The organism is Vibrio sp. PSi01 (assembly GCF_054960695.1).
Window position 1 is genome coordinate 163,579 of the sequence record NZ_JBHNYN010000001.1, and the last position, 24,842, is coordinate 188,420.

Here is a 24,842-nt window from a genome sequence, read left to right on the forward strand (position 1 = left end):
ACCTCCCGGTTTTTAGACACTAGTAGAAAAATCTAGTTGCCAAATATAGGGGCGTCAACGTGATCAGAAAGTATTTTTTTTGAGCAACCAAGAATCAATACGTTGGCATCATAATTCACAAAAGTGTCATTTAAAATGGCGCGCAGAGGTGCATTATTCTTCAATAAAAATGCTTATCTCTTCCTAAAATATTTATTGCTCAAGCTCAACAGCGAACGTAAAAACGCCCAGAAAAATTTGGGCGCTTATGGGAGGATTCAATTTAGAACAAGGAACTATTTAGTGTGATTTGGCTTGCTCTTAAATTGCTTCACACTTTTTTTCTTTGCGGTTCTGCGGTTGGCCATTTTGTCTTTGGGTGGGCGCTTACGAGCGGTTGCTTCTGACGCTGGCTTGTCTGTGACAGGGAACCCTTCCAGTGATTGTAACGATAACGGTTTATTGGTCAAAGAACGAATCGCGTTTAAACATTCATTCTCACTGTGACTAACAAGAGATATTGCGACTCCAGCACTTCCTGCTCTTGCTGTTCGTCCAACACGATGTACGTAAGTTGCCGAGTGTGCAGGTAAATCAAAGTTGATCACGACCGGCAGTTGCTCGATATGAATACCTCTAGCCATCACATCGGTCGCAATGAGAACTCGTGTTTCACCATTCTTGAAACTCTCTAGTGCTAAGGTACGTTCTTCTTGGTTCTTGTTTCCATGCAGTGCACAGACACTGATTTTTGCTTTGTTTAAACGTTTGGTTAGTGCGTCAGCGTTATCTTTTGCTCCGATAAACACCAAAACCTGTGACCAATCGTTCTGATTAAGTAGAGCAAGGAGCGCTTGAGCTTTACTGCCTTTGTTCACGAGATAGAGCGTTTCATCAATGGCAGAGACAACGCTATTCTCTTGGTGTGCCGCAATTTTTACTGGATGACTGAGAAGTGCTTCCGCTTGGCTAACCAGTTCTTGGGGAAGCGTAGCTGAAAACAGCGATGATTGACGTTTCACTGGAAGAGCATCAGTAATGCTTTGAATATCGGGCCAGAAACCCATATCGAGCAAACGGTCTGCTTCATCAAGCACCAAAGATACGCAGCGAGCTAACTCAAGCTCCCCAGTTTGGATCACAGCGAGTAAGCGGCCAGGCGTAGCAATAGCAAGTTGCGGTTTCTCTGATAACAGCTGTTGCTGATTATCTATGTTGACACCACCGCTTAATGTGATGGTTTTAATTGAGAGTTCTGTTGCAATGGGTTGAAGAGCTTCAGCCACTTGTGATGCGAGTTCACGAGTTGGAACTATGATGATGGCTTGCAGTTCATTCAAGTCGATATTGATGTTGTTCAATAAAGGTAAGCCGAACGCCAACGTTTTTCCACTGCCCGTCTGCGCGAGCGCAAGAACATCTTGGCCTGCGACAATCTTGGGTACGGTCGCTTGCTGTATCTCAGTCGGTGTATTGAATCGAGAAGGAATGGCTGCGACAGTTTTTGCGTTAAGGGTTAGTTTATCAAACGACATAAATGAACCAAGTATCAAAGTGGATGTGGAGTCTAACAGGGCTGTAAAAGTTAGAGAATGAGTTTTGCTATCTTCGTGACAAACTTTTCGAGTATAAGTGTGAAAAACGTTCAGGATATTTTATGAGTAATGATTTAGGTTTGGATTTTTGTTTAGATATGATGTTCCGCTCGTAGTATATGACCGACATCTCAGTTTTTGCAGAGTTTTAGGTAATACCAAGCTCCCAGCTCAAATTACTTAAAGTATTCGTTCATTAAGTCGATATAATTACTAGATATTAATGCAATGAATACATCAATTTTAAAGCGTTAACTGAAACTAATCGATAGCTTATTACTGATCAATCAAAAGAGACGGGAGTCACTGATGTGTGAAGAATCGTTCACCCAGAAACGCCAATATTATCGTTTAAAGTACCCTAAAAGGGCACGTCCGGTGATGCGAATTAAGGATGAGCTTTTTCATGTCAGTGAGGTTTCTGAAAAGGGTGTGCGTCTAATGATGCAAAACGTCATTCCTGTTTACCGCGGCTTTTCAATGGCGGGAACGTTAAGACTACACGACAACAATAGTGTTGATATTAGTGGGGCTGTGTTGCGACAAGAGGGCGATGAAGTGATTGTTCAATTGTCTCAAGGCCCAAGCTTCAAAGATATGGTGTCAGAACAAAGGCATATTCGGCAGAGATACCCGGTCTTCTTTGCTAACTTGAGAGTGGCCTAAGCTAATTAGTAGATTAGTAGATTAAACAAGTAGATAAGTAGATAAGAAATCAAAAAGCCCGGCGCATCTGAATGCACCGGGCTTTGTCGTTTTTGTATAGCAATATCTTTACGCAGCACTTCTAACCAAAATCGCAAAAAATATGTCTTTGGTTAGGTTAGCGTGACGTCAATTAGAGTTTGCCTGCTGTCGCCCAAACTGCCGCTAGCATGTCGTGACCGAATGCAACGCTACGCTCTGGAGACCAACCGTAAAGTTCATCAGCGTGGCTGATGTGGTCTTTAAATGGCATCTCCACTGTATAAGCCAAACACTTGAACTGTTCGCTTATCCAGTTTGTGCCCACTGTCATATTCGCTTTTCCTGGTTCGTCTTTATCGTAACCAAATTCATCTTGGAATTCGGGAGTGATAGTCAGAAGGGCTTGCTTGAAGTGGTTCTCTAGTTTTTCAATGCGCTCACTGTATGACGGCGTACCTTCGCTACCCGCAACAAAGTTATATGGGATTGCTTCGTCGCCGTGAATGTCTAGACACATGTCAACGCCAGTTTCTAGCATACGCTCACGCACAAGGAAAACTTCAGGACTACGTTCTAGAGATGGCGATTGCCATTCACGGTTAAGGTTAACGCCAATCGCGTTGGTACGTAGGTGACCACGGATACTGCCATCTGGGTTCATGTTCGGTACAACGTGGAAAACAACGTTATCTAGAAGAGAACGACCTACTGTGTCTGTTTCATCAAGTAAACGTTGCAGCAAGCCTTCGATCAGCCATTCAGCCATAGTCTCGCCCGGGTGTTGGCGACCAATAACCCAGATGTTTTTCTTCTCTTCACTTGGCTCACCAATGGTTAGCAAAGTGATGTCATTGTTGTCTAGCGTGTGACCCAGCGTTTCTAACTTACAAGCCGGGTGCGTTTGAGCACTGTGCAGGAGATCTTGGTGACGATCATATGAGTAAGGCGCGAAATAGGCGAAGTACATTGAATCGTGTTCAGGAATGATATCAAAGCTTAGTGTATCGCCATCGAACTGAGATGGAACACGGAACCACTCTTCACGATCATAAGATGCAACAACATCGTAATCTTTCCAGCCTTCAGGATAGGCTGATGTTGCCAATTGGCCGATTTCAAAGTGGTGAGCTTGTTGATCTTCACTTTCTAAACGGAAGTGAAACCATTGAGAGATTTCAGTCTGGTTGTCTGCTGGGATCGTCAGTTGAATGTTTTGTGGTGAATCTGCTGAAACGACGTGAATGTTGCCGCTTTCGAAATTGCTGAAAATTTTCATTGTAGTTTTTATCTCGTAGTTGAGTTGCCGTAAGACTAGCACACTTTTTTTCGAGCAAACCACTAGCGAGATCGCAATGAGATGTTATTTCAATTATCTATTTCTTATTATCTACCTTTGAGTTTTCTGACTTGAAACTAGCGACGTTGGCAAGTAGTACAACCACGACAGGCAGAACGTGTGTGGCGATCTAACTTACTACGTTGAACCTTACAGTAGGCGTTTTTCAATGCTCTTCGTCCAGAAAACCAATCGTCGGGCTTTGACAGAATGAGATAACCGTTAAAACGCTTCATCAGTTCTATTCTGTTTTGGTCGATGAACTTGCTATCAAACCCAATTTCAAAGTAATCAAGCGCTTGTTCGATAGAAGTGAAGCTCGTTATTTTTTGTTGGAACTCTGTTTGATTCATGGGGAGCTTATTTGTGACTCATCAATAACAGGTATTGTACTAAGCCTATGGTTTGATTTATTGACCTTAGTTATGAGCTCCCCAGTTTTAAGTGTCAACTTACAGATTAAAGTGATCCCTTTTGTTATTGCGTACTTATAGTTTGAAACATCACAGCGAGAGATAACCCATGAATCGAATTAATCCAAAGAAATTACTTCGCAGTAAATGGACTGCCGTTAGCCCAGTAAAAAAAGAAAAGCACTTTATGATCACAGAGGTTGAATTTGAAGAAGGGGAGGTAATTCGTTGCTTAATAGAGGCAGTGATGACCAAACGAGAGGAAGCTATTAACTGGCGAGAGCTAACCGACAACCAACATTGGCTCCCAGGTTGGAAGTAGGAGTAAGAAAAGTAATCGAGAAGCCTTTTCCCTTGATTAAGAAACAGGTTCGTGGCTCACGAGCTAGTACCTATCCACTATTTACAGATGTTTGTTTACAGATGCTCGTTTTTGCCAGTACTTCAGCCCCTCTAAAACGCCCGCGGCGTGTGTTGCTGTGCTGGTGTAAACATTTTCTCTGTCGGACAGGTGAGCAACTTCCGGATAATGGTTCGCCACCAATATTGAGTTGACGCCTTCTATAGTAAGCATAGATGTGTCGTTCGCAGAGTCACCTGCAACGCACACTTCTTCAACACTCAAATCATGCTGTTGGAGCAGATGACGAATCGCCGTGGCTTTATTAACTCCTTTGGGCGTTATATCTAAGTACCAGTCGTGAGAGTAAGTGAGATGGACGTCTAGGCCGTGCGATTTCAAGCTCAATCCAATCAGCGTTTGTTGAGGTTCAGATAATTTCCCTTCAAAAGTAATTTTGTAATCGCCTTGATGGTTTTCCAAACGTTCACCCATGAAATTCAGTGATGCGAGTGCCAACTCTACTTTTGATTTGTTCCAAGAAGCTTCTAACTGGTTATGCCAAATATGATCAGGCAATTGGGAGTGGTTGTGATGAATTCTTGTACCAACATCGCTGATAATACTGTGGGGTTTTGGGTAGTTGTTTGAAGCTAATCCAACCCTGATGGAAGGTAAGGTTCTACCTGTCGCAATGATAAAGCGGATATCTGTTTGGTCAGCTAAGTAGTCAGATAACTGATTTACTCCATGAGATGAGCCTCCATCAAGTGTCCCATCAAAGTCACACACCAACATTTTTATCATCAGAATCCCTTTTTTTTCTTTAATCGATAGGCAGAAAAGATCGACGCCTTGCATAAAGAATGGCTCAGCTGCTAGTACTCTACAAGTCGTCTTTTGGTCTAGATAATCGATATTTGATAGTTTGCAGCAAGTATCACAACTGGTGTTGTATTTTTAAAGGTTGAAGATATTTCGACCAACCTGGGTTCATCTTAATAGAATTGGCTTTATCGACTTTTTCCCTTTATGCCGTGATTTTGCCACTTTTCTGTTCGCTTGAACTTCCAGTTTTTAAGCACCCGAAAAACTTAACCAATAGTTTGTATTCGAATTATTTGTACACGAACTATTTATGCTTAATCTTGGTTCGTTCAGCCTATTCCTTGTACTAATGTAAAATAAATATTCAATAATCTGTCAGTAAGTAATACATAATTCCGTGCGCATTTGTGATTGCTTAATGTCTTTTATTATCAGTATTTTATTGAATTACTCTTTTTATTTTAACCTTGTTTTTTATATGTTATTTGGTAGTTTTCACTGGCCTTTACCGAATGCAACCCCTTGATTTACTCTGCTGGATTGCTTAGAGTGCTAATTGTTTTTTTGAATTTAGATGACCATTTTTAAGTTTAAATAACCATTTTTAAGTTTAAATAACTAACAAAGGATTAGATTTCATGGATCCCATACTGGAAGTTAAGGGACTGTACAAGGTGTTTGGTGAAGACACCGACCGTGCTTTTACGATGATCAGTGAAGGCGCAAACAAAGACAAAGTTTTCGAAGAAACAGGTCTAACGATCGGCGTTAACGATGTTTCTCTTAGTATCAAAGAAGGCGAGATTTTCGTAATAATGGGACTGTCAGGATCTGGCAAATCAACCCTAGTACGCCTTCTTAATCGCTTAATTGAACCCACCAAAGGTAATGTGCTTCTTCGAGGCAAAGATATTGCCCACATCTCAGAAGACGAACTCCGCGAAGTTCGCCGCAACAACATCTCTATGGTTTTCCAAAATTTCGCTTTGATGCCACACATGACGGTGATAGAAAACGCAGCATTTGGCCTTGAGCTTGCGGGTGTTGAGCTAAGTAAACGCAAACAATCTGCATTTGAAGCCTTGGAGCGAGTAGGTCTTGGGCCGTATTCGGAATCTTACCCAGATGAATTATCTGGTGGTATGAAGCAACGTGTTGGTTTGGCTCGTGCCCTAGCATGTGACCCAGATATCTTGTTAATGGATGAAGCATTTTCTGCACTCGACCCTTTGATTCGTACTGAAATGCAGGATGAATTGATTCGCCTTCAAAACGATGACAAACGTACGATTGTGTTCATTTCGCATGATTTGGATGAAGCAATGCGTATTGGTGACCGAATTGCGATTATGCAAAATGGTGAAGTGGTTCAAGTAGGCACCCCTGACGAAATTCTTAACAATCCGGCTAACGATTACGTTGAAGCCTTTTTCCGAGGCGTAAATGTAGCAAGTGTTCTTACTGTGAAAGATATCGCACGTAAGAAACCGGCTGCAGTATTTAAGAAATCGGAACACGATGGCCCAGCTTCTGCTCTGCAAATTCTGATGGATAATGACCGTGAATACGGCATCGTTATCGATAAAAGCAGCCTTTACTCAGGCATCGTTTCTGTCGATTCTCTTCGTCAAGCTCACAAAGAGAACAAATCTTTGGTTAGTGCGCAGCTCGATGATGGTTTAACGCTGAGCCCAGATTTACCTATCAATGATGTACTTGGCCTTGTTGGTGGTGTGCCTTATTCAGTCCCTGTTGTGGATGAACAAGGCAATTACTTCGGTGTGGTGACTAAATCACGACTGTTACAAACATTGGATAAGGGGTAGATCATGTCATCAGAACAAACGAATAATGACCCATGGTCACAATCTACTGTTTCAGAGCAATCGACCCAGCCATCAAGTGATCCTTGGGGTCAAGCAACTGACACCTCACCATCAGCGGATTGGTTAAGCAGTGAAACGGTAGAAACCATACCTTTTGACCCACTTAACCCATTTGCCGAAGCAGTATTGCCTGTCGATACTTGGGTTGAATCTGGTTTGAATTGGTTAGTTGAACACGGGCGTCCGTTATTTCAGGCAATACGAATTCCTATCGACTTCATTCTAAGTTCATTTGAAACGGCATTAGTTTCTACGCCAGCCCCGTTTATGCTTATCATTCTATTTTTGTTGGCATGGCAGTTTTCAAACTTGAAGTTGGGTCTTGCGACTGCAGTATCGCTTACTTTTATCGGTTTGATTGGTGCTTGGTCTGAAGCGATGACCACTCTTTCATTGGTTATGACATCGGTATTCTTCTGTTTATTGATAGGCTTACCAATGGGTATCTGGCTCGCCCGAAGTAATACTGCTGCTAAATTTGTGCGTCCAATTCTAGATGCTATGCAAACCACGCCAGCTTTCGTTTATTTGGTACCAATTGTTATGTTATTTGGTATTGGTAATGTGCCGGGCGTAGTGGTAACCATCATATTTGCACTACCACCAGTGGTACGTTTGACCATCTTGGGCATTCAGCAGGTACCTGAAGAGCTGATAGAAGCAGGTCACTCATTTGGTGCCAGCAAAAAGCAGATGTTATATCGAATTCAATTGCCATTGGCATTGCCAACTATCATGGCAGGCGTGAACCAAACGTTGATGCTGTCGCTATCTATGGTCGTTATCGCGTCAATGATCGCAGTCGGTGGTTTAGGCCAGATGGTATTGAGAGGTATCGGCCGTCTAGATATGGGACTTGCGGCTGTCGGCGGTCTGGGCATCGTTATTCTTGCTATCTTGCTTGATCGCATTACTCAAGTTTTAGGCGCTAACGCAGGCAACACAAAATTACGCTGGTACCAGATGGGACCTGTTTCTCTTGTACTTAACGCATTCAATCTCGGCAACAAATCAGAACTACAATTAAGGAAAAAAACCAATGAATAATTCATGGAAGAGTAAACTTGCTGTTAGCATCGTTTCTACATTAGCAGTATCAACGAACCTTTGGGCTGCAAGCTTACCGGGTGAAGGTGTATCTGTTCAGCCAGTTCAATCTTCTGTCGCTGAGGAAACATTTCAAACGTTGATCGTAAACCGTGCGTTAGAAGAACTTGGCTACGACGTAAAAGCGACACAAGAAGTGGACTACAACGTAGCTTACACTTCTATCGCAAAAGGTGATGCAACGTTCTTAACAGTAGGTTGGTTCCCACTTCATGCTGATAAATACAAAATGGCTGGTGGCGATGACAAATTCTATCGTGAAGGTCAGTATGTAAGTGGCGCGGCACAAGGTTACCTAATTGATAAAAAAACGGCAGAACAGTACAACATTACTAACATTGGCCAACTGACCGACCCGAAAATTGCAAAACTGTTTGATGCAAACGGTGATGGTAAAGCAGACTTAACGGGCTGTAACCCTGGCTGGGGTTGTGAGATGGTTATCGAACATCAACTTTCAGCATTCAAACTTGATGATACAGTTACGCATAACCAAGGTAACTATGCCGCCATTATTGCTGATACGATTTCGCGTTACCAAAAGGGTGAGTCGATTCTTTACTACACTTGGACTCCATACTGGGTGAGTGGCGTGTTGGTTCCAAATGAAGATGTAGTGTGGCTAGAAGTACCATTCTCATCTCTTCCTGGCGATCGTGCTGATGTCGATACAACGTTGTCGAATGGTAAAAACTACGGTTTCCAAATGAACTCGATGCGCATTATCGCGAACAAAGAGTTTGCTAAGAATAACCCAGCGGCGGCGAAGCTTTTCGAAATCATCAAATTGAACATCAACGATGTAAGTGCTCAGAACATGATGATGAGCAAAGGCAAAAACAGCTCTGCTGATATTGAAGCGCATGTAAACGGTTGGATTAAAGCGAATCAAAGTACGTTTGATGCTTGGATTGCAGAATCGAAGAAAGCAGCACTTTAATAACACTTACTTGTATTCGTCCAGACAATATCTGGCCCTTTAATTTGATATTATGAGCGTGTTTAGCGCCAGTGTAGAGTCGCCGAATCACCATCAAATTAAGTAAAGCAATGGCAAGTGTTAATCACTAAAAAAAGCCAGTAGTCTTATTTGGACTGCTGGCTTTTTGCTTTCTGTTTTACTCTTGAGCTTCTAGCGTTCGCCTTGAACTTCAAAGTAGTCGCTTACTAGGCGAGCATGGCCATCGCCTTCCAAAGCCCAGTGCTCACGGTGCACGACACCGAATGCCTTGTTCATCGTCCAGCTTGCAGTCAGGATGTAACCACCTTCTGGGTGTTCTGCCCACGTCACGTCTGTGTAATCAACGTCTTTGAAGCCTTGGTCAATAATATTCTGCCAAAATGCTTGAATCGCTTCACGACCTTCAAAAACACCAAACGGACGCGCTTCCATCACACATACTTCAGTGTATTGAGCTGCACACTCTTTGGCATCTTGGCTGTTGAATGCTTTCTGCCATGCGTCAATGCCTTGCTTGCATGCTTCTAATATTTGGTTGTTTAACATTATTCTCTCCATAACAGTCTTCTTTCAAACACTGTGTTTTGATTTGGGTATCTTGATAAGTTGGATTCAGTTTAGTTCTATAAATTGAATGGAAAAACAGAGATAATAAAAAAGACTGTATGTAAAAAGAGAACAATTAAATGAATAAGCTAAAGCAGATGTCTATTTTCGCTCATATTGTAGAGCAGGGTTCAGTATCAGCGGCGGCTGAAAAGCTTGAACTATCTAAGTCTGTCGTCAGCCAGCACCTTAAAATACTGGAACAAGAGTTAGGCGCCTCACTTCTTAAACGAACAACGCGGAGACAGATCCTGACCAGTATGGGGGAGCGTTTTTATCTAAGCTGTAAAGACATCAACGTGATCGCTGACTCTGCTTGGGATATGGCGAAAGCAGAATTAGAAGAGCCACAAGGTCGGATTAGAATCACGGCGCCGAATGCGCTGATGGACTTGCTCGTCGCGCCTGTTATTGCAGAGCTAATGAAGCAATACCCGAAATTAGAACCAGAACTGATTGGTGATGACCAGCACTTGGACTTCATGGAGCACGATATTGATCTCGCGGTACGAGTGGGAAGCTCACGTGACAGTAACCTTAAGCAGAAGCGTTTGGGTGAGTTCAAAGACGTGTTATGTGGCGTCGAAAGTATGCGAGATAGTGAACTTACTTCTATTCCATACATTGCAAACTCGTGGCAGGGAAAGCAGGTGACTCATTCTTTCACTTCTAACAGTGAGCAAGACTTTGTTTACCAACAACAAGCCAGTTGCACCACTAACTCATTCCACAGCTGTCTTGCCTTAATCAAATCAGGCGTTGGTATTGGTGTAATACCAGATTTCTACCTTCATCAGCTATCCGATGATGTGGTCGATGTCATACCGAACTTTCAATTGCCAACTAACACGGTCTATGCGTTAACCCCATTCGCTGCAAACACACCGATCGCCATTAAACTATGTGTTCAAGCATTGGAAGATAGACTCAAAAATGACTTCATTTAATTGGTGTGAGGTTTTCATCTTAATAACCGTCTACTCGATGTTAAGGGAGATTACTCAGATGGCAGGTTCTGCTTCAGCTCTAATAACATTTGATACGCGCTTTCCCCAGACATTTCATATGGGTTAAATTGGTTAGAGGCCGAAAATTGTAAGTTCAACAATTCAGTCAAGCTAGATTGGGGAATATCACCCATTGACCAATCACCAAACTGTCGGCTATCAATTTCTTTGTAATAGAGAATTGTCACGTTGTTGTGGCGATGGTCATTGAGAATATGGTTGTAGGTATGATTGACCGCATCTCTCGACCCCTCTATACACTGAAGAAAATACTTTTGATTATGACTAAGTAGCCCAGTTAAATGGCTTTGTTTATTGTGGTCACGGGAAATATCCAAAATATCATCTAAAGCTTTGGCGTCGCAACTTTCGCAAAGCGTACTGACATAAATCAACCGAGTTAGGAACATAAACACCACTTCAATTTTTGTTTAAAGGTTACCTACAAATATAAGCCAAGTTGATGGAATTGCGAATTCAGCGACAAAACAGGGTGTTCTAATGATTGATTAGTCAGTAATTATCAGAATCTAATTGGCTTGTTAGTGCGGAATTTTATGAACAAGGAGTATCATAACAATACTCCTTGTTCACTTTTCATGATATTTAGACTGACGTTAGTAGTGACCAGGGAATGTCGGACTAAATACAGGGTAGAGTGCTCTCAGCTCATCTTGGCTAAGGTAGCCACGTTGAGTCTTGATGACTTCTCCATTTTCTCGGTATACAGCCATAGCACTTGAGTAGGTGCCGGTTTCTAACCAAGAGGTCTTGAATTCGGCACAATAAGCGTCGATACAATTTCGTGGGTTTTGAGTGGCCCAACTGCCAAATCCAGTCTTCCAACCCAATAGTGTAGAGCCTTCACTTACGATTTTATCGTCATCTATGTAATGAAAACTTGATGAAGAGTGTTCAATTTCGATTTCGGTATTTCCAATTAAATCACTGTAAAATACGTAAGTAGGCCATAAGTCAGCGGTGTTATGAGAAAGAATGAAGGTCACTTTAGCTAAGCCTTCTAATAATTGTGTTTCACGCTCTATAGTAAATATGATTCTTTCTTGTATGTCCGCAAGGTTGCAGCTCCAAAGTTGACACGCATTGTACATCTCGTCGTAACTTGTTCCCCAGCGTTGGGCTGCTTCAACTATTAACGCGTCTTTAGATGGATTTAAGTCTGTATCTTCATCAGGATTGGTTTGATCGCCCGCAGAGCCATCGCCGCCTTCTGGTGGTAAGATCGGTTTTTCAGGGTTATGAGGTGCTGAACCATCAACTGAATTAGAATCATTTGAGCTGTTACATCCGGTCAGTAACGCCGCTATTAAGGAGGCAAATAAAGCTGTTCTTTTCATTTTGAAACTACTCTCTACTTTAGAAAAAAGTATCCTAACTATGTGACAAGCATTATCTTTCAATGATGGCTTATCGATAACTTTCCATTGATAGAGGTATAGTATTTGCGATGTTTACAACTGGCTAACTAGTGGTTTGAATATGAATAATAAGTAGCGCTTATCACGAGAAGGCGGAAGCAGGTGAAGTGCAGAGTCATGCTTTTATCTCTAATCAATAAACGGTGAGCTATATTATCTAAGCCCACCATCTAAGTAATTGAATCTAATATTTAGTTATTCACTACTGAGATTGACTCAACATTTGAAGATAGATCGAAGCGAACATTAACAAGTACATCTTCACGTTTAAAAGTCACATCATCAAAATCTGTTGTCGCAATTTTAAATCCATTTCTTGCGAATAAGCTCGTCACAATTGTGCGTTGTTTTTGTTCCATTGCGTTTGTCAGTAGCTTGTCCATTATTATTTCCCTTGAGTAACCGTATGCATAAAGCAAAGGTACAGCTTCCAATTTATGAGATCAATTGCTTAATAGATAGTCATGGTTAATGTGTTATTTAGTATTATTCAGGTATGTTTTATTGTGATAGAACGGGGTGTTTTTTTTACGTTTACTTATTGAATTTCAAGAATTTTGTGATGTGGCTTCAAGCGGCTTTGTGCGTTTTAGCAACCAGTATAATTATGAGTGAAACATATGCTTACAAAGTTGTAGGTTTTGCAGGCTAATATCATCTGTGCATTAATCTGATACTCAGCGGTAGTTCGGGTGAAGCATTACATGGGTGTCACTAATGCTCAGGCCCCTTCTAATTATGATAAATGTTATTAACCATATAAGCTTGATTTTAATATTGGCTTGATTTATAAATTCACCGTTCATTAATAACTTCATGATTATATTAGCTTTTACTAACCTTTAATAACATGCAGAAAAGCGATGAATAAGAACCATAAGCGCAATAGGTTGGCGAATATAATGCGATTTCGTAAGTCTTATAAGGAGACTGATTTTCTTGTAAATGACAGTGAATTACGAGTTAAGAAGGACGTTTATAGCTTACGGAAAATTAAACAGTTAGAAGTTCGTCAGTTAGGCCTTAAAGAAAACGCAATCAATATCGTTTCATTGGCTTTGGTGCTTTCCGCTGCTACTTGGGCATTTGTACCTCAGTTTGGTTTGCCTATGCTTGCACTGACTTTTATTTTGGCCTTTATCTCATGGCGAAGATATGAGTTGCGTGTAGAGTTTAAAGGGTCAGATGAAACGGGCGATCATTGGGTGTCTGTCGCTCGTGGTTGTACTCGCGAAGAATTCAAAGTCTTGAAAAACGTTGAGTTGGAGTTACGTGACCAGGTTTATTCGTAAACTAGTTTTCGTAATGTAGATAGCATCACTCTAACTACGCTTGTGAAAACAAAGCTCGTCATTATTTGACGAGCTTTTTGTTTTCTGAATAGCATGAATAAAGTATTCCATTATTTAACAACGATTGTTATTCGTATGATTCTTGAGTTGTGGCATTTATGATTTGGTTTTGTTCTTAGATGTAGTGATTGTTAAAACGTCAAAGGGACTATATTCAATTTCTAGGCTGGGATTTGAACTGTACGGTTTACATTGGCTCCTAATGATAGTTATCGTTGAGATTGATAACCCTTTTAATCAGGTTTGGAAAGTATATGAAAGTCACTATTAGGCCCGCCATGCCAAGTGAATTGGCCGCTATTTATGCTTTGGTCACCTCAAACGATGAGTGGACGAAGTTTAACGGCCCTTATTTCCCGTACTCCCACCCATCATTTGAACAGTTTGAAAGTTGTTCGTTCCGACGGTTACTCAATGGAGCTGATTTACAGCTGGTGGTTGTAGACGGTGTGCCTGTAGGAACCGTCAATTGTTATTGGGAGTGTGAAGAGACCCATTGGCTTGAAGCTGGCGTTGTTATTTATGATTCTAAATATTGGGGTAAGGGCATTGCAGCGTTAGCACTTCCTTTTTGGGTCTCTTATTTATTCGAAAATAAGCAGATAGAGCGTGTGGGTTTAACGACTTGGTCGGGTAATCCGCGGATGATGTCACTGGCGTTGAAGTTGGGTTTTCAACAGGAAGCGAGACTAAGAAAAGTACGCTTTTATAAAGGCGAGTATTATGATTCAGTTAAGTATGGCCTGTTGCGTTGTGAGTGGTTGGAACGCCATTAACGACTTGTAAATATAACGGATAACTCTTTGATCTAAAAATCGAGAACGAGCGTATTTTTGTCTAGTTTAACTAGGATGAGTGTGCAATGAAGTTATCGAGAGAAAGTGAATCAAGAATTATAGAGATGGCGTGGGAAGACAGAACGCCATTTGAGGCCATTGAGTTACAATTTGGTTTGAATGAATCTGAAGTGATTCGCTTTATGCGTGCCAAATTAAAGCTGGGGAGTTTCAAGTTGTGGCGGTCGCGTGTTTCCGGGCGATCAACAAAGCATTTAAAGCTTCGTAGGTCGGATGTTTCGAGAGGTTATTGCCCGACCCAGTATAAGCAGCGTTAGAGTGTTCATACCTTAGCGCTGTGTTATCGCGCTTGAATTTGTACAGCTTAGTGGATGATGAATTCATCCACACTAATCTATCAAACTGAATTAAAGGTCAGTTGGCTTTGCGCTTAACCATTTTGTTCACAGCTTTCAAAGAAGACTTAACCATCACTGTGTGCGATTTTATTTCCTTAATACTTTTAACAAATATCGAAGATAAGTTAAGAAGACAAATGACGAACAGCACGAACGTCGTTTTCAATCCGAATGACATCACCTTGAGGTCCGTACCCGTTAGGGTAATCTTTCGCGTTGCCTGTTTTCGGTTCTGCGCGTTGAGCGCCCGCGCCATGTACATCAAGTAGAGTGCACGTTTTTGATTTTGGTCTCTTCATATAACCTAAGCATTCGTCGAAGCAGAAGTAGGCAGCTTGTGATTGTGACTTTGGACCAACGCGGAGGTGAGTCGTGTTACTCCAAAATGCAGGGTAGTTAAGCTTTCCTTGTTCGTCTTGAATTGAGGATATCGAAAATACAGGGTCAATCGCTGCAGAGTTTGTTGCTTGAGGCGAACGGTATTTCCACGAACTAGACGAGCAGTGAACTTGTTTGGTGCGTGGATGGACAAGTGGATATCCTTACACATTAGGTTCACTTCGAACTGTCGTTAACTATCTATTACCACAGTATTTATATGCTTGAAATATTAGACTATTGTTAAGTTACAGTGATACTTAGTTGAGGGTTCGGAAATGACAAGGTTTGTATTGGTAATATTGTTTATGCTTATTTCTACTGGTTGCGGAACCAGTGACAGTGCTTTAATGAAGAGTGGCCATAACGAATCTTACATACAAGGTTTCCATGACGGTAGACACAGCGGAATGCAAGAAACTGGTAATGACTTCGAAGACTATATAAAAGATGAAAAGCGTTTCAATTCAGATACCGACTACAAACAAGGCTGGCTTGCGGGCGAGTCTGAGGGTAAAAAACTTCAAGATGAAGCAACTTCGATTGGTAAAGGTTTAGCAGGTAGTTATCCACAAAAGACTAAATCGACGAGCTCTGATGATGTAGCAAAAGAAGCATTGAAAGGTATCGATACATCAGGGTTGGAGAACTTGGAATAGGGGGCAAAACACGTAAGTCTTCAATCCTTCTTACTATAAATATCCCGACAGAAAGGTAGGTACAAAGAGGCAGTAATTGTTTCAGTATATTGCGCGAGATTTACGACGTTTTTGATGGCTCAAAAACGGTGAAACCCCGATGTTGGTAGCATCGGGGTTTCGAATTTCTAGATTTCTCGACTGGTAAGATCGATTATCTTTTCTATGCAGAAGGCTTGGATTAATCCAATCTTATTCCTTGGTAGGGAATTAGATACGGATGAAGTCCATGTGCTCAACTTTAGGCTTGAACGCGTGACGTTGAACGTCTTGCGGCTTAACCTTAACTTCTGCGCCGTCAATCAGTAGAGTGATTGCTTCGTAGAATTCAGGCTTATCCATTTGGTTGATCACGTCAGCGTGAACAAGTTCGATAGCTACAGCTGCTGCTTCGCCACCGTAGATTACAGCTGGGAATTTACCAGCGTGACGTAGGCGGCGGCTCGCACCTTTACCTAGTTCAGTACGTACTACTGCTTCAAATTTCATAGTTTTACTCTCAAATTAGTAAAAATTAACTTCACACCTCAATGCGACCTTGAGTATGTGGTAATGCTTATGCATAAACGAGTTCATGCTTAAGCGAGCGCGGATACTAACATTACATTCAAATCGGAGCAAGTCAGAAGCCTATCACAAAGGGAAATTCCTTCGATATTCAGCTCGTTTGACGATAAAATGTTCATTGGTCTTCATTTTTGCCTTTCTCGCCCTTTGTATCACAGACCTTATCTATTTATATCATCAGCTAATGAACGGAAAATGAATGTTCAACTAAGGATTGGTTAAGACTCTGTTAGTTAATCTTAGTGTTAATTAAACAGCAGAATAAATAGGTGAACATATGGAACCGGTTAGCATTATCGTTATTACTTTAAACGAAGAAAAACGCATTGGACGCTTGATGGAAAAGTTGAGCGTCCAAACCCATCAGGAGTTTGAAGTTATCGTTGTCGATTCAAACAGCGAAGACAACACAAGAGAAGTGGCGCAGGCCTATGAAAGTGCATTGCCAAACTTAACGGTTCACCACATGGAAACACGTGGTGTGAGCTTGGGCAGAAACACGGGAGCTTCTTTGGCTCAGTACAACAGAATCCTCTTTTTAGACGCTGATGTAAGCTTACCTCGAAACTTTCTTGCCAAAGCGCTTTATGAATTGGACGAGAAGAAACTCGAAGTCGCAGGCGTGTACATGAGCTCTAAGGGTTTGCCGCTTGTTCACAAGTTTGGTTATGGGGTGTTTAACGCCGGGCTATTTGCCACTCAGTTCTTTTTTCCAACAGCGATTGGCGCGTGTATTTTCTCGACTAAGCGAGTACACGATGAAATCGGCGGGTTCGATGAAGAAATTGTATTGTGCGAAGACTGTGATTACGTAAAACGTGCGAGCAAGACATGGCGATTTAGATTCCTGAATATGACTTTTGGCTTTGACCCTCGTCGGTTAGACCAAGATGGTGTTGTTAAAACGGGATCAACTTACCTTAAAGCCAATGTAAGACGTTTCTTTAAGGGTGAAATGCGTGACAACGAGATGAACTACAAGTTTGGTCATTATAAAGAACAGTAAGCGCTGAGGTTGTTATGTTTGATGGACTAGGGCTGTTTTTGGGTGCATTAGGTGACGCACTCATAGGCCCGAACCTATTTGTACCGGGAGAGCCCTTTTTTATCGCTGCGGGCTTTCAACTGTATTCAGGTGCATGGATGGCGTTGGTGCTAGTGATGTTGGGTGGCTTCATCGGAGACCAGTTGAGCTATTTTATTGGATCAAAATGGGGTGCAACCGCACAAAAGAAACTTATAAAATTCCGCCCTAAAACCAAAAGGCTTATGGCTCGATGCCGTTACCTAATCGCAAAGAAGGGCAATTACATTATTGTGGCTGCTCGCCTTCTTGGACCTATTGCTTGGGTCGTACCTTTTATTGCGGGCTCTCATCGCGTTAAGTGGAGTAGCTTTACGCTGCTTTCATCGATTGGGTTGTTGCTTGGTGGTGGACAATTTATTGCATGGGGCATGTTATTGGCACATGGAGTTGAACAGTTTCCATTATTGAATACTGTTAAGGTTTTTCTTACTGAACATCAAAGCTTAATGATTGGCTTGGTCGTCGTTATTGCCTTTGTCACAATCGGATATAAGTTCAAGTGGCGCAGACTGACGCTGAAGACCAGTACACTTTTGGTCGTTTGGTTATGCTACGCAAATTACGCGCACTTCTTCTGGAAGGCCGATGATTTTCAAACTCAACAAGCGCCAGAAGAAACGGCCTCTATTGACTTAGAGCAAGTGATTTATAAAGCATTTCCTGGCTTGTCTCCCGTTTACGATGCACAAGCGATCAATGTTGTGTATGTCGGGGAGTCCCCCCGTGAATTGATGAATCAACTTGGTTGGATAGAGAACCAAACCTTTTCTCGACATGAGATTGAATGGACACATTATTTAGCCTTGTTAAAAGCGAATACTCCTCCGGTTTCTGACTTGTATTGGCGAAATCAGCCTCAAGATATGGCATTTCAATTGCCTGGAAACCTAATGAAAAGAAGCCACATACGTTGGTGGAACGCAGGGCTAGACAGTAATAGCAATCAACTTAAGTGGTTAGGGGCAATCAGCTACGATGATGGGCTTAAAGTGACGCCGTACTCAGGTATTGTCACCATACTTCATAAAATTGACCCGAATGTGGATGAAGAACGCGATAGGTTTGCCAAACAGATCAAATCGACTTATCCAAATATTGGTTTGGTGCACTTGCCACTCGCTAACGCAGAAGCTTTGAATGATAATCACGATTATTATACTGATGGCAAAATTCTGATGATTGGAGCAACGACGTACGGCGTTAAATCGCCAGCTTTAAATGTGGCAGTGAACGATATATAGAAGAGTGGTACAAAGCTTGTTAAAGGAAACCTGTTGCTTTGGTTTTTGGCTCATTATCCATCGTTCTAGTGATATGCACCCATATAGTAGTTAACTAACTGCTTATCTTTCTCTCGCTTCTTTCTGGTCTACCCATCCTAGAACAGCCAATAATATGAGCCTTGTTTAATTCTTAAATCGAACAGGGCCTTGCCTTTTCTTCAGCGCTTATTTTAAGTTAAGCAACTTAACCCTCTTATAAGCTACTTCTCAGCGATAATCTGTTTTCTTTGTCTATGCTAATTAAGGGCGAGTAAGCGGCGAAAGCCAAGGACAACGTTATGCAAATGAATCCGATTGGTTGGTTTGAAATTTATGTCGATGATATGGCGAGAGCGAAGGCTTTTTACGAAGCTGTGTTTAAAGTGAGGCTAGAGAAGTTAGATAACGAAACTGAAATCGACATTGAAATGTGGGTATTTCCTTGTGAGATGGACAGTTACGGTGCAACAGGGGCGCTGTGTTCTATGTCTGGTGTCAAAGCTGGTGGTAACAGCACGATGGTTTATTTCTCTTGTGAAGACTGTGAGACCGAAGCGAGCTTAGCAGCAGCGAATGGTGGTGCCTTACAAGTGCCCAAAATGGCCATTGGTCAACATGGTTTCATTAGTGTTGTCAGTGATACTGAGGGCAATACGATAGGGTTGCATTCTATGAGTTAAAGTGAGCTCTAATTAAGTAAGAAAAAAGAGCAGGAGTTTGCAAATGATAGGCAAACGCCTGCTTTTCGCGCCCAGAAGCTTTATTGTTTTTAAGAAGCCTAAGAAGCCTAAGAAGCCTAAGAAGCCTAAGAAGCCTAAGAAGCTTGAGAGGCCTTTAGAATGAGAGAGGCTTTTAACCCCCCCATAGAGCTCTTGCTTAGAGTTAAACTGCCTCGATAGCTGTGGGCCATTTCGTTCACTATATTGAGCCCCAAACCTGTACCTGGCGTTGTTTCGTCAAGTCGAACGCCTCGCTTGGTGACTTGCGCGAGTTTCTCTTCAGGAATGCCTTTTCCGTCATCTTCAATGACCAATTCAATATTACCGTCTGCAAGCGCGTTGGCGTGAACTCGAATAATACTGCTCGCCCATTTATAGCTATTTTCAAGCAGGTTGCCGACCATTTCATCTAGGTCAGTTTTTTCTACGGCGACTTCAAGTTCAGAATCCAGCTCATTGATCATGGTGACGTCGTTAGCGGCATAGACTTTATCAAAAGCCATCGCGATAGCTTCGACACGTTCACAAGGTGATGACTTCACGGAAAGGATATTCATTGCACCCGCCATGCGTGCGCGGCCAAGGTGATAGTCAATTTGGCTTTGAATTTGATAAATGGGTTGCTGTAAGAGTTTCTTCTCGTTATCGGGAAGCATTTCTATCTCATTTTTCAAAACCGATAACGGTGTTTTTAACGCGTGAGAAAGGTTACCTGCGTGGTTTCGAGCTCGCTCCAATAGCTCTTGGTAATGGAAGAGTAGGGCATTAAGGTCAGAGACTAGCGGAGACACTTCTTTCGGGTAGTTATCACTTAACCCTTGTTGTTCGCCTTTTCTTAGCATCACCAGTTCGCGCTGCATTTTACTTAGTGGCAGTAGTGACCAACTGACTTGAATGCCGATGAGCAGTAGCACCCCTACAAACAACAACATCAAAATAAGCCAAACCTGGCGTGTTAACTGATTGAGTGTTGACTCTAGTGGGTCTTCATCGAGGCCAATAGTAATGGTGACAGGCTCACTCAGTTCAGGTAAGTAAATGTCTTGCTCGATGTAAATCAACTTATCGTCTTGAGGTCCCTTAACGGAGGTGTGAATGGGTGAACGCTTGATGGTAAGATCTTTATCCCATAGAGAACGAGAACGAATGATCTGATCTTGAGTGGATGCACGCCAATAGATCCCGCTGTACGGTTGGTTGAATCTTGGATCGGAAAGACGTTCGGCCATGATAAGGTTGCCGCTGTTACTTGTTTCGATGTTTGCAGTTAACTCGTCCATAGTAAGACTCAATTGCTGCTTTACGTCATCGACCAAGTAATCATTAACCAATTTTGGTATACCGATACCAGCAGCAAGTATCATTGCACCCAACCAAAAAGCCGCAGCGAGAAGCAAGCGGCTTTTTAGACTGATGTTTTTAAGCGTTCTTTTTTTTAGATTCATGCATTTCTAGCCTGCCTTTGCTCGTCGCGATTTATCAGTATTACGGTGATCAGAACAGGCTATCCACTTATTTGATGTGTATTTGATTAATGATGGCGCTTGTTAATTGACGATCGCGCTATTCAGCATTCAGTTGGTAGCCGAGGCCACGAACGGTTTTTATGATCTTTGGTGCGATTTTCTTACGAATACGCCCGATAAACACTTCCACGGTGTTTGAATCGCGGTCAAAATCTTGTTTGTAAATGTGTTCAACCAATTCCGTACGTGAAATAACCTTGTTTTGGTTATGCATGAAATACGCGACTACTTTGTATTCGAGTGCGGTTAAGCTGACAGCTTGACCTTGCCACAAAACTTTTGAACTGCGCGTGTCTAAGCTGAGATCGCCAATCTGTAGCACTGGAGCGGCACTGCCAGATGCTCGGCGTAACTGAGCGCGGATTCGAGCAATCAGCTCTACCATTTCAAATGGCTTGGTTAGATAATCGTCAGCGCCAGCATTCAAGCCTTCTACTCGTTGAGTTAATGTGTCTCTAGCACTTAAAATAACTACGGGTGTATTGATGTTTTCGTCTCGAATGCCTTTCAATACGGTTAAGCCATCTAATTTTGGTAAGCCTAAGTCGAGAACAATCACGTCCCACTCTTCAGATGTTGCCCGATACAGTGCGTCAATACCATCTTGAGAAAGCTCGGGTACCCAGTCGGCTCCCTCAAGTGTTTCAATAATTTGTTGGCCTAAACGAGGTTCGTCTTCAACGACTAAAATTTTCATGTTTACTCTTCTTATTTTTATGAACTACTAATTAGCGCTTTTTATAGCGTCTTTAAAGTTTCGGCCTTTTATCATTAACATTTCTAGCGTTTCAGCGTTGTATTCGACTTTGATAATGTTGTTTTGATGATTAATTTTGAGTTCGTAAACCCAAACGTCGTCATCTTCTTCAAGCTCTACTTTAATGATTCGACCATGCAGATCGTTTTCCACTGCCGCGTACATTTCTGAGAAAGGGCGGATATAGCCTTCTTGTACTGCGTCGTAGACTTCGTCTTGATCTTCTTCAAATTCGATACGAGTTCCTGCTTTGTGGACATCTTGTACGAGGTCATGACCGTTATGATCAGAGTCGGCCCAGACACTGGCAGAAACCAATAAGCCGAAGCTTATAGAAAACAAAGAAATCATAGCTTTACTAAACATAGCGAATCCTAGAGAAGGTTGATAGCGTTCAGTATAAAAAAGTAATTCTGAACAGAAAGTGAACCTGATTAATTATGAGTTTTAGGTTCTCAAAAAATGAGGTATTAGCGCTGTTGAAGCTCGTCTTCGAATATCTTGTCTCTCATCTTCCAAAAGCGTCCCACTTTACGTGCAATCACAAATTGAGGCGGGCGAAATCGATGTTGGTGAGCAACAACCTTGGTTGGTGACGCTTCCTCAAACGGTCTGTGCCTGTCGGCAAGGTGAGGGCGAACAAACTGATCCTTAAAGTTCTGCTTCTGTTTCTTGGTGGTTAATGACCAAAACTCATGCACTTGTGCTTGGTTTTCTCCACGATAAGTGACCTTAAGCTGCGACTTGCCTTTTTCGTCCTTGAGAACGTTAAGGTCCATTTCTAAACACTCAAACACCAACGCATCTTTGAGGTTTAACGCTTCTTTAAGCTTTTTATCTGGGTCAACTAAGGTGGCATCGCATTCGTGGCAAATACGTGCGGCAATGTCGTTGTCCGCGCCGCATTCACCGCAATATTTAGCTCGAAAGCGATAGTTACAGTGCTCGCGTTCCCCTGTGTCTTCATCGGTAAAGTAGCCTTGGCATTTTCGCCCAAAGTGTTCGAGTAAGAAGCCGTTGCTGTCTAGCTTGCCCCAGAAGTTATTATTGAAGCCGCAAGCAGGGCAGGGAATGGTGATGATCTCACTGTCTGAATCCGGCTTAGGATCGCCGACTTCAGGTTGGTAGAGGTCGTAACTGTTGCCTGCATAATCTAATACCAAACACTCTTTTTTGCCTGGAGACAAACGTAATCCACGACCAACAATTTGTTGATATAAACTGATGGACTCTGTCGGTCGTAAAATTGCGATTAAATCCACATGTGGCGCGTCAAAACCTGTGGTTAATACCGATACGTTAACTAAGAATTTGATTTTACGTTCTTTGAAATCGTTGATGATTTGGTCGCGCTCTAGCGTAGGTGTGTCACCAATCACGATGGATGATTCACCTTCAGGGAGTAAGCTCAGGATCTCTTGTGCGTGTCTAACGGTTGCAGCGAATACCATGATGCCGAGTTTGTCTTTGGCCAGCTCAATGATTTGGTCGACAATTTGTGGCGTGGCGCGTTTCGATTGTTCGATCACCATATCGAGCTCAGCTTCTTTATAGCGACCAGTGCTTGCTGGCTTTAACTTAGAGAAGTCATAACTCAAAACCGGAGCATCAATCATGCGTGCTGGCGTAAGAAAGCCTTCGTCTAATAAGTAGCGGATCGGCAGTTCGAAAATACAGTCTCTGAAAAATCTCGGTTCTTCAGAACGCACTTGGCCACGTGTGTGGTATTGATAAAGCCAACCCATACCAAGACGATATGGGGTTGCAGTCAGCCCAAGCACTTTGATACCTGGATTGTTCTCGCGCAAGTGAGTGATCACTTTCTGGTAGCTACTGGTCTTTTCATCCGGTACACGGTGGCATTCATCGATAACCAATAATGAAAACTGGTTAGAAAATGAATCGAGATTGCGAACCACGGATTGAACCGACGCGAATACCACTTGCTGGTCGGTTTCTTTACGGCCTAAACCGGCAGAAAAAATCGAACCTTTTAACCCATAACCTTCATATTTTTCATGGTTTTGCTCTACTAACTCTTTAACGTGAGCAAGCACCAAAACGCGGCCTTTGGCAAGCCTTGCTAGCTCTGCAATGACTAGGCTTTTTCCTGCACCCGTTGGCAGCACCAAAACTGCTGGAGTTTGGTGTTTTCTGAAGTAATGAATCACTGATTTTACGGAGTCAGCTTGGTATGGGCGGAGTGTATACATATCGAGTCTTGTATGGTGAAAAACAAATAGTGTGAAATAGCTCAACTAATTGAGCAAAGGTGACTATAATACCCGACTTAGATTAGTTGAGGTATTCATGCGTTTAGATAAATTTCTGTGCGATGCGTTAGGCGTCACTCGAAGAGAAGCAACACACTTATTAAAATCAAAAGCAGTGACTGTTAATGATGTCATTCAAAAAAGCGGCTCACTTAAGGTAACTGAAGAGTGCGTTGTGGAATGGCAAGGCAATGAACTTCACGTTCACGGCCCACGTTACATCATGCTTTATAAGCCAGAAGGCTTTGTTTGTTCGCATGAAGATGGCGCAAATCGTATTGCGTTTGAATTGCTTGATGAAATCAAAATGGACAAGCTGCACTTTGCAGGTCGTCTCGATGTTGATACCACTGGTCTTGTATTGATTACTGACGATGGTAAGTGGTCTCACCGCATCACGTCGCCAAAGCACAAGTGCGAAAAAACATACCGTGTATGGCTTGTTGAACCTGTTGAAGCGGACTACGTTGAAAAATTCAAAGAAGGCATTCAGCTTAAGAGCGAAGATGGCCTAACACTTCCTGCACACCTTGATGTACGTGCTGAGCGTGAAGTGCTTTTAACGATTCACGAAGGCAAATACCATCAAGTAAAACGCATGTTTGCGGCGCTTGGTAACAAGGTTGAAGCATTGCATCGCGAGCGTATCGGTGAAATCGAGATGGACGAATCTCTGGAGTTGGGTGAATACCGTTATCTAACACAAGAAGAAGTCGACTCTATCTGGAAGTAGTTTTTTCTATTGTAAAATGTGGCCGACCAAGGATAGCGTCGGCTGATTATTGTGACTGGTACTAGGACAGTTTCAGCCATTATTACTATTTGCGTATTTATATATCGCTAT

The 24,842-nt window shown here is 42.3% G+C and carries 29 protein-coding genes; 14 read left to right on the forward strand and 15 right to left on the reverse strand.

What is annotated here, in order from left to right; genetic code table 11:
* Positions 1-275 precede the first annotated feature (275 nt).
* A complete protein-coding gene (locus tag ACFI6G_RS00735; RefSeq protein ID WP_016796373.1) occupies positions 276-1,514 on the reverse strand; it encodes a DEAD/DEAH box helicase in 1,239 nt (412 codons plus the stop codon).
* 369 nt (positions 1,515-1,883) lie between these two features.
* Here ACFI6G_RS00735 and ACFI6G_RS00740 point away from each other — a divergent pair, with 369 nt between their 5' ends.
* A complete protein-coding gene (locus ACFI6G_RS00740; protein ID WP_010440166.1) occupies positions 1,884-2,240 on the forward strand; it encodes a hypothetical protein in 357 nt (118 codons plus the stop codon).
* A 172-nt stretch (positions 2,241-2,412) separates the two neighbouring features.
* Here ACFI6G_RS00740 and ACFI6G_RS00745 read toward each other — a convergent pair whose 3' ends face one another.
* Positions 2,413-3,537 carry a M14 family metallopeptidase gene (locus tag ACFI6G_RS00745; protein WP_010440171.1) on the reverse strand — a complete coding sequence of 375 codons (1,125 nt, stop codon included), beginning with the start codon at positions 3,535-3,537 and terminating at the stop codon, positions 2,413-2,415.
* Between the two features lie 137 nt (positions 3,538-3,674).
* Entirely contained in the window at positions 3,675-3,950 is a 276-nt protein-coding gene (locus ACFI6G_RS00750) for a nitrogenase-stabilizing/protective protein NifW (protein ID WP_010440385.1), read from the reverse strand.
* 169 nt (positions 3,951-4,119) lie between these two features.
* Between ACFI6G_RS00750 and ACFI6G_RS00755 the strand changes: the two genes are divergently transcribed.
* The gene (locus ACFI6G_RS00755; protein ID WP_010440387.1) at positions 4,120-4,332 is read left to right on the forward strand and encodes a TIGR02450 family Trp-rich protein; all 213 of its coding nucleotides are present in this window, start codon (positions 4,120-4,122) and stop codon (positions 4,330-4,332) included.
* Positions 4,333-4,413: 81 nt separating this feature from the next.
* On the opposite strand, the gene ACFI6G_RS00760 is transcribed toward ACFI6G_RS00755, so the two are convergent.
* Entirely contained in the window at positions 4,414-5,157 is a 744-nt protein-coding gene (locus tag ACFI6G_RS00760; RefSeq protein WP_010440389.1) for an HAD-IIB family hydrolase, read from the reverse strand.
* A gap of 659 nt (positions 5,158-5,816) precedes the next feature.
* Here ACFI6G_RS00760 and proV point away from each other — a divergent pair.
* Genes proV through proX form a run of 3 tightly spaced genes read left to right on the forward strand, consistent with a single transcriptional unit; the run spans position 5,817 to position 9,111 of the window.
* Complete coding sequence (gene proV / locus ACFI6G_RS00765; RefSeq protein ID WP_010440391.1) at positions 5,817-7,004, forward strand: glycine betaine/L-proline ABC transporter ATP-binding protein ProV; 1,188 nt, start codon at positions 5,817-5,819, stop codon at positions 7,002-7,004.
* A gap of 3 nt (positions 7,005-7,007) precedes the next feature.
* A complete protein-coding gene (gene proW / locus ACFI6G_RS00770) occupies positions 7,008-8,111 on the forward strand; it encodes a glycine betaine/L-proline ABC transporter permease ProW (RefSeq protein ID WP_010440393.1) in 1,104 nt (367 codons plus the stop codon).
* A complete protein-coding gene (gene proX / locus ACFI6G_RS00775; RefSeq protein WP_010440395.1) occupies positions 8,104-9,111 on the forward strand; it encodes a glycine betaine/L-proline ABC transporter substrate-binding protein ProX in 1,008 nt (335 codons plus the stop codon). Before proW ends, proX begins: the two co-directional genes overlap by 8 nt.
* Before the next feature lie 192 nt (positions 9,112-9,303).
* Here proX and ACFI6G_RS00780 read toward each other — a convergent pair whose 3' ends face one another.
* Positions 9,304-9,678, reverse strand: coding sequence for a YybH family protein (locus ACFI6G_RS00780; RefSeq protein WP_010440397.1), 375 nt, complete (start codon positions 9,676-9,678; stop codon positions 9,304-9,306).
* Between the two features lie 140 nt (positions 9,679-9,818).
* On the opposite strand from ACFI6G_RS00780, the gene ACFI6G_RS00785 reads away from it, so the two are divergent.
* Entirely contained in the window at positions 9,819-10,685 is an 867-nt protein-coding gene (locus ACFI6G_RS00785) for a LysR family transcriptional regulator (RefSeq protein WP_016786256.1), read from the forward strand.
* A 50-nt stretch (positions 10,686-10,735) separates the two neighbouring features.
* Here ACFI6G_RS00785 and ACFI6G_RS00790 read toward each other — a convergent pair whose 3' ends face one another.
* The 3 genes from ACFI6G_RS00790 to ACFI6G_RS00800 form a co-directional block, all read right to left on the reverse strand.
* Entirely contained in the window at positions 10,736-11,155 is a 420-nt protein-coding gene (locus ACFI6G_RS00790) for a BLUF domain-containing protein (RefSeq protein WP_016768597.1), read from the reverse strand.
* Between the two features lie 207 nt (positions 11,156-11,362).
* Entirely contained in the window at positions 11,363-12,103 is a 741-nt protein-coding gene (locus ACFI6G_RS00795) for a hypothetical protein (protein ID WP_102292297.1), read from the reverse strand.
* A gap of 272 nt (positions 12,104-12,375) precedes the next feature.
* Positions 12,376-12,567, reverse strand: a complete 192-nt coding sequence (locus ACFI6G_RS00800; protein WP_010440405.1) for a hypothetical protein — start codon at positions 12,565-12,567, stop codon at positions 12,376-12,378.
* Between the two features lie 480 nt (positions 12,568-13,047).
* On the opposite strand from ACFI6G_RS00800, the gene ACFI6G_RS00805 reads away from it, so the two are divergent.
* From ACFI6G_RS00805 to ACFI6G_RS00815, 3 genes are all read left to right on the forward strand, one after another.
* Positions 13,048-13,476, forward strand: coding sequence for a hypothetical protein (locus tag ACFI6G_RS00805; RefSeq protein WP_016768598.1), 429 nt, complete (start codon positions 13,048-13,050; stop codon positions 13,474-13,476).
* 314 nt (positions 13,477-13,790) lie between these two features.
* The gene (locus ACFI6G_RS00810) at positions 13,791-14,312 is read left to right on the forward strand and encodes a GNAT family N-acetyltransferase (RefSeq protein WP_010440408.1); all 522 of its coding nucleotides are present in this window, start codon (positions 13,791-13,793) and stop codon (positions 14,310-14,312) included.
* Positions 14,313-14,398: 86 nt separating this feature from the next.
* The gene (locus tag ACFI6G_RS00815) at positions 14,399-14,650 is read left to right on the forward strand and encodes a TIGR03643 family protein (RefSeq protein ID WP_016786255.1); all 252 of its coding nucleotides are present in this window, start codon (positions 14,399-14,401) and stop codon (positions 14,648-14,650) included.
* Positions 14,651-14,747: 97 nt separating this feature from the next.
* On the opposite strand, the gene ACFI6G_RS00820 is transcribed toward ACFI6G_RS00815, so the two are convergent.
* Positions 14,748-14,939, reverse strand: coding sequence for a hypothetical protein (locus tag ACFI6G_RS00820; RefSeq protein ID WP_229632042.1), 192 nt, complete (start codon positions 14,937-14,939; stop codon positions 14,748-14,750).
* Positions 14,857-15,030: a hypothetical protein gene (locus tag ACFI6G_RS00825; RefSeq protein ID WP_010440413.1), complete on the reverse strand. Its 174-nt coding sequence runs from the start codon at positions 15,028-15,030 to the stop codon at positions 14,857-14,859. Before ACFI6G_RS00825 ends, ACFI6G_RS00820 begins: the two co-directional genes overlap by 83 nt.
* A gap of 387 nt (positions 15,031-15,417) precedes the next feature.
* Between ACFI6G_RS00825 and ACFI6G_RS00830 the strand changes: the two genes are divergently transcribed.
* The gene (locus ACFI6G_RS00830; protein WP_010440416.1) at positions 15,418-15,768 is read left to right on the forward strand and encodes a hypothetical protein; all 351 of its coding nucleotides are present in this window, start codon (positions 15,418-15,420) and stop codon (positions 15,766-15,768) included.
* 249 nt (positions 15,769-16,017) lie between these two features.
* On the opposite strand, the gene rplY is transcribed toward ACFI6G_RS00830, so the two are convergent.
* The gene (gene rplY, locus ACFI6G_RS00835) at positions 16,018-16,296 is read right to left on the reverse strand and encodes a 50S ribosomal protein L25 (protein ID WP_010441516.1); all 279 of its coding nucleotides are present in this window, start codon (positions 16,294-16,296) and stop codon (positions 16,018-16,020) included.
* A 355-nt stretch (positions 16,297-16,651) separates the two neighbouring features.
* Here rplY and ACFI6G_RS00840 point away from each other — a divergent pair, with 355 nt between their 5' ends.
* The 3 genes from ACFI6G_RS00840 (at position 16,652) to ACFI6G_RS00850 (ending at position 19,403) form a co-directional block, all read left to right on the forward strand.
* Positions 16,652-17,380 carry a glycosyltransferase family 2 protein gene (locus tag ACFI6G_RS00840; RefSeq protein WP_462710094.1) on the forward strand — a complete coding sequence of 243 codons (729 nt, stop codon included), beginning with the start codon at positions 16,652-16,654 and terminating at the stop codon, positions 17,378-17,380.
* 14 nt (positions 17,381-17,394) lie between these two features.
* Positions 17,395-18,702, forward strand: a complete 1,308-nt coding sequence (locus ACFI6G_RS00845; protein WP_016786253.1) for an LssY C-terminal domain-containing protein — start codon at positions 17,395-17,397, stop codon at positions 18,700-18,702.
* A 320-nt stretch (positions 18,703-19,022) separates the two neighbouring features.
* Positions 19,023-19,403, forward strand: a complete 381-nt coding sequence (locus ACFI6G_RS00850; RefSeq protein ID WP_010441510.1) for a VOC family protein — start codon at positions 19,023-19,025, stop codon at positions 19,401-19,403.
* Between the two features lie 134 nt (positions 19,404-19,537).
* Here ACFI6G_RS00850 and ACFI6G_RS00855 read toward each other — a convergent pair whose 3' ends face one another.
* The 4 genes from ACFI6G_RS00855 to ACFI6G_RS00870 form a co-directional block, all read right to left on the reverse strand.
* Entirely contained in the window at positions 19,538-20,887 is a 1,350-nt protein-coding gene (locus ACFI6G_RS00855; RefSeq protein ID WP_010441508.1) for an ATP-binding protein, read from the reverse strand.
* Between the two features lie 118 nt (positions 20,888-21,005).
* Positions 21,006-21,665 carry a response regulator transcription factor gene (locus tag ACFI6G_RS00860; protein ID WP_010441506.1) on the reverse strand — a complete coding sequence of 220 codons (660 nt, stop codon included), beginning with the start codon at positions 21,663-21,665 and terminating at the stop codon, positions 21,006-21,008.
* A 27-nt stretch (positions 21,666-21,692) separates the two neighbouring features.
* Complete coding sequence (locus tag ACFI6G_RS00865) at positions 21,693-22,091, reverse strand: PepSY domain-containing protein (RefSeq protein ID WP_010441504.1); 399 nt, start codon at positions 22,089-22,091, stop codon at positions 21,693-21,695.
* 104 nt (positions 22,092-22,195) lie between these two features.
* Positions 22,196-23,938: a DEAD/DEAH box helicase gene (locus ACFI6G_RS00870; protein WP_349662971.1), complete on the reverse strand. Its 1,743-nt coding sequence runs from the start codon at positions 23,936-23,938 to the stop codon at positions 22,196-22,198.
* A gap of 97 nt (positions 23,939-24,035) precedes the next feature.
* Between ACFI6G_RS00870 and rsuA the strand changes: the two genes are divergently transcribed.
* Positions 24,036-24,731 carry a 16S rRNA pseudouridine(516) synthase RsuA gene (gene rsuA / locus ACFI6G_RS00875; protein ID WP_010441500.1) on the forward strand — a complete coding sequence of 232 codons (696 nt, stop codon included), beginning with the start codon at positions 24,036-24,038 and terminating at the stop codon, positions 24,729-24,731.
* The last annotated feature ends 111 nt before the right edge of the window (positions 24,732-24,842 follow it).

Bases quoted from the DNA above. Each gene is read 5' to 3' on its own strand.
- ACFI6G_RS00735 (WP_016796373.1), bottom strand. From the start codon at position 1,514: ATGTCGTTTGATAAACTAACCCTTAACGCAAAAACTGTCGCAGCCATT.
- ACFI6G_RS00740 (WP_010440166.1), top strand. From the start codon at position 1,884: ATGTGTGAAGAATCGTTCACCCAGAAACGCCAATATTATCGTTTAAAG.
- ACFI6G_RS00745 (WP_010440171.1), bottom strand. From the start codon at position 3,537: ATGAAAATTTTCAGCAATTTCGAAAGCGGCAACATTCACGTCGTTTCA.
- ACFI6G_RS00750 (WP_010440385.1), bottom strand. From the start codon at position 3,950: ATGAATCAAACAGAGTTCCAACAAAAAATAACGAGCTTCACTTCTATC.
- ACFI6G_RS00755 (WP_010440387.1), top strand. From the start codon at position 4,120: ATGAATCGAATTAATCCAAAGAAATTACTTCGCAGTAAATGGACTGCC.
- ACFI6G_RS00760 (WP_010440389.1), bottom strand. From the start codon at position 5,157: ATGATAAAAATGTTGGTGTGTGACTTTGATGGGACACTTGATGGAGGC.
- proV (WP_010440391.1), top strand. From the start codon at position 5,817: ATGGATCCCATACTGGAAGTTAAGGGACTGTACAAGGTGTTTGGTGAA.
- proW (WP_010440393.1), top strand. From the start codon at position 7,008: ATGTCATCAGAACAAACGAATAATGACCCATGGTCACAATCTACTGTT.
- proX (WP_010440395.1), top strand. From the start codon at position 8,104: ATGAATAATTCATGGAAGAGTAAACTTGCTGTTAGCATCGTTTCTACA.
- ACFI6G_RS00780 (WP_010440397.1), bottom strand. From the start codon at position 9,678: ATGTTAAACAACCAAATATTAGAAGCATGCAAGCAAGGCATTGACGCA.
- ACFI6G_RS00785 (WP_016786256.1), top strand. From the start codon at position 9,819: ATGAATAAGCTAAAGCAGATGTCTATTTTCGCTCATATTGTAGAGCAG.
- ACFI6G_RS00790 (WP_016768597.1), bottom strand. From the start codon at position 11,155: ATGTTCCTAACTCGGTTGATTTATGTCAGTACGCTTTGCGAAAGTTGC.
- ACFI6G_RS00795 (WP_102292297.1), bottom strand. From the start codon at position 12,103: ATGAAAAGAACAGCTTTATTTGCCTCCTTAATAGCGGCGTTACTGACC.
- ACFI6G_RS00800 (WP_010440405.1), bottom strand. From the start codon at position 12,567: ATGGACAAGCTACTGACAAACGCAATGGAACAAAAACAACGCACAATT.
- ACFI6G_RS00805 (WP_016768598.1), top strand. From the start codon at position 13,048: ATGAATAAGAACCATAAGCGCAATAGGTTGGCGAATATAATGCGATTT.
- ACFI6G_RS00810 (WP_010440408.1), top strand. From the start codon at position 13,791: ATGAAAGTCACTATTAGGCCCGCCATGCCAAGTGAATTGGCCGCTATT.
- ACFI6G_RS00815 (WP_016786255.1), top strand. From the start codon at position 14,399: ATGAAGTTATCGAGAGAAAGTGAATCAAGAATTATAGAGATGGCGTGG.
- ACFI6G_RS00825 (WP_010440413.1), bottom strand. From the start codon at position 15,030: ATGAAGAGACCAAAATCAAAAACGTGCACTCTACTTGATGTACATGGC.
- ACFI6G_RS00830 (WP_010440416.1), top strand. From the start codon at position 15,418: ATGCTTATTTCTACTGGTTGCGGAACCAGTGACAGTGCTTTAATGAAG.
- rplY (WP_010441516.1), bottom strand. From the start codon at position 16,296: ATGAAATTTGAAGCAGTAGTACGTACTGAACTAGGTAAAGGTGCGAGC.
- ACFI6G_RS00840 (WP_462710094.1), top strand. From the start codon at position 16,652: ATGGAACCGGTTAGCATTATCGTTATTACTTTAAACGAAGAAAAACGC.
- ACFI6G_RS00845 (WP_016786253.1), top strand. From the start codon at position 17,395: ATGTTTGATGGACTAGGGCTGTTTTTGGGTGCATTAGGTGACGCACTC.
- ACFI6G_RS00850 (WP_010441510.1), top strand. From the start codon at position 19,023: ATGCAAATGAATCCGATTGGTTGGTTTGAAATTTATGTCGATGATATG.
- ACFI6G_RS00855 (WP_010441508.1), bottom strand. From the start codon at position 20,887: ATGAATCTAAAAAAAAGAACGCTTAAAAACATCAGTCTAAAAAGCCGC.
- ACFI6G_RS00860 (WP_010441506.1), bottom strand. From the start codon at position 21,665: ATGAAAATTTTAGTCGTTGAAGACGAACCTCGTTTAGGCCAACAAATT.
- ACFI6G_RS00865 (WP_010441504.1), bottom strand. From the start codon at position 22,091: ATGTTTAGTAAAGCTATGATTTCTTTGTTTTCTATAAGCTTCGGCTTA.
- ACFI6G_RS00870 (WP_349662971.1), bottom strand. From the start codon at position 23,938: ATGTATACACTCCGCCCATACCAAGCTGACTCCGTAAAATCAGTGATT.
- rsuA (WP_010441500.1), top strand. From the start codon at position 24,036: ATGCGTTTAGATAAATTTCTGTGCGATGCGTTAGGCGTCACTCGAAGA.